The 2,565-nt window shown below is 30.8% G+C and carries 3 protein-coding genes; 1 reads left to right on the top strand and 2 read right to left on the bottom strand.

Annotated elements, in window-relative coordinates; genetic code table 11:
- On the top strand, window positions 1-833 hold an 833-nt coding region (locus J7G74_RS02220), incomplete at its 5' end, for an SH3 domain-containing protein (protein ID WP_297131323.1).
- Window positions 834-913: 80 nt separating this feature from the next.
- On the opposite strand, the gene J7G74_RS02215 is transcribed toward J7G74_RS02220, so the two are convergent.
- The gene (locus J7G74_RS02215; RefSeq protein WP_297131321.1) at window positions 914-1,768 is read right to left on the bottom strand and encodes a type I phosphomannose isomerase catalytic subunit; all 855 of its coding nucleotides are present in this window, start codon (window positions 1,766-1,768) and stop codon (window positions 914-916) included.
- Between the two features lie 135 nt (window positions 1,769-1,903).
- Window positions 1,904-2,565: UTP--glucose-1-phosphate uridylyltransferase (locus tag J7G74_RS02210; protein ID WP_297131318.1), on the bottom strand; the 662-nt coding region annotated here is incomplete at its 5' end.

Raw genomic sequence — 2,565 nt, 5'->3', positions numbered from 1 at the left:
GTATTTCTTATCCTGTTTTCTTCGATTATGAGTATGATAGTGTAGATAATAGACATGATAAAGATGTTACTGTTACAAAAGATTTAGTAACTGATATGGCTAATACTTTCATGAATACAATTAAATCTCAAGGATATGAAACTGGTCTATATACTAACCCTGATTTCAGTAGTAAGTATTACCACAACAATATATTATTCTCAAGCAATGTATGGTGCGCTCAATACAACAACAAAAATACATTGGGTAAACCTTACTCAATGTGGCAATATACTGACAAAGGTACAGTATCTGGTATAAGCGGTAATGTTGACTTGAACTATACTACTTTAAAAACATTCAACATAGGTTCTACTTCTCAACCAGAAGAACCTAGTGTACCTGAGACGCCTTCTCAGCCAACACCGGAAGAACCTAGTACTCCTCCAGCTACTTCTTCTGAAACTGGAGTAACTACTGCTAATGTTAACTTTAGAACTGGTGCTTCTACTTCTGCTTCTAGAATAACAACTATTCCTAAAGGAACTAAAGTTGACGTTATCGATAAAAGTATTTCTGGTTGGTATAAAGTTAATTACAACTGGAAAACTGGTTATCTTTCTAGCCAATATGTAAGCATAAACGGAAGTGTTTCTAACCCTCCAGCTACTTCTAGTACTGGAACTACTACTGCTAATGTTAACTTTAGAAAAGGTGCTTCTACTTCTACTGGTATAATCACTACTATCAGAAAAGGTTCTAAAGTTACAATAGTTGATAAGAGTATTTCTGGTTGGTACAAAGTAAAATACAACAATAAAACTGGATATGTTTCTAGTCAATATATAAAATAATTCAATAATTATATAAATAGCTTAGCACTTCTTCTGTGCTAAGCTATTCTTATAAATTAAATATTTTTAGTTATAACATATTATGCTTCTGCCAATATTTTTTCTTCAGAAGTTTTATATTCTTTACTTACATAGGACTTTAATAATTCTATATTACCAGTAATAGTATACTCTACACCATTAGGTATATAAATAGTTTCTTCTTTATCTAATGTTAAAACTTCATCTCCACTTCCTATACTTCCGCTACCGCTTATCACTGTATATGAATGAAAGTCTTCACTTACATAATCTTTGTATTCAGAATCAACACAGATTTTCTCAACTATAAAATATGGAGTTTCTAACTTTGTAAAGTTTTCTATTTTACCACCCTTATTTTTTCCTTCGTAATCTATTACTTGAAGAGATTTTTCTATATGCATTTCTCTATCTCTTCCCCAGTCATACATTCTATATGTGACATCACTACTTTGCTGAACTTCAATTAATTTAAGTCCACCTTCTATAGCATGTACTGTTCCTGCTGGTATGTAAATCATATCTCCAGGCTTAACACTGATTGTTTCTAATTCTTCTTCAATATTACCAGATTCTATTACTTTCTCAAAAGTTTCTTTAGTATGACCTGGCTTTATACCACATATTAAAGATGCATCTTCTTTAGCTTCTAGTATATACCAACACTCCGTCTTTCCATTATCATTTTCATATTTTTTAGAAAATTCATCATCTGGATGTACTTGAACTGATAGCGTATCATTTGCTTGAATAATTTTATTAAGAATTGGTAACTCCTTGCCTAATTTATCAATTAAAGCCATATCACTATCTTTTATTGTAGAGTTCCCATTCCTATGAGTAGATAAGCACCACTCTTCATATCCCCAAATCTTTTCACTGTAAAATGGTTTTAACTTTATTATATTTTTCATAAATTTGCCCCCAAATCTCTATAATGATTTTTATAATTTATATTAAATTAATTATTTTACACTTATAATATATATATTAAATTTTTAATCCTTGTTGTAATTTAAATAAAGTCAAGGTAACCCTTGACTTTATAGTTATTCAGTAGTTACTGCTACTTCTTTTAAAATTTCTTCATTTCTTATTGTTTCTGCTTTGCTTCTTAAAAAATCAATGAAATCATCTCTAAGCTCTGGTCTTTTTAAAGCAAAATCAACAGTAGCCTCTAAGAAACCTAATTTATCACCTACGTCATATCTTCTTCCTTCGAAGTTATAAGCATAGATAGCTTCTTTTTTTGCTAAAGTTTGTAGAGCATCAGTTAATTGTATCTCTCCACCTTTTCCTGGCTCTTGATTTTCTAATATGTTAAATATTTCTGGAGTTATTATGTATCTACCAAGTATGGCAATATTTGATGGAGCCTTGTCAACATCTGGCTTTTCCACCATGTCTTTTACTTTGTAAACTCTATCTTCTATGTGTTTTACATCCAGTATACCGTATTTATTAGTATTTTCTCTAGCTACTTCTTGAACTCCAAGTATTGTAGTTTTGTACTCATCATAAGCGTTTATCATTTGTTTTAGACAAGGAGTTTCAGCATCTACGATATCATCACCAAGTAATACGGCAAAAGGCTCATCTCCTATGAAACTTTTTGCACAATGAACTGCATGTCCTAGTCCTTTTGGCTCTTTTTGTCTTATGTAGTGTATGTTTACCATGTTAGATATGTTTTGAACCATTTCTAACATTT

This window comes from Terrisporobacter sp. (assembly GCF_017888745.1).
In the GTDB taxonomy this organism is placed as follows: domain Bacteria; phylum Bacillota; class Clostridia; order Peptostreptococcales; family Peptostreptococcaceae; genus Terrisporobacter.
The sequence above is the reverse complement of the archived record's forward strand: the minus strand, read 5'-3'. Positions and strand labels throughout refer to the sequence as shown.

What these genes read in the sequence shown, in the direction of transcription:
- J7G74_RS02215 (WP_297131321.1), bottom strand. Translation starts at nt 1,768, where the DNA reads ATGAAAAATATAATAAAGTTAAAACCATTTTACAGTGAAAAGATTTGG.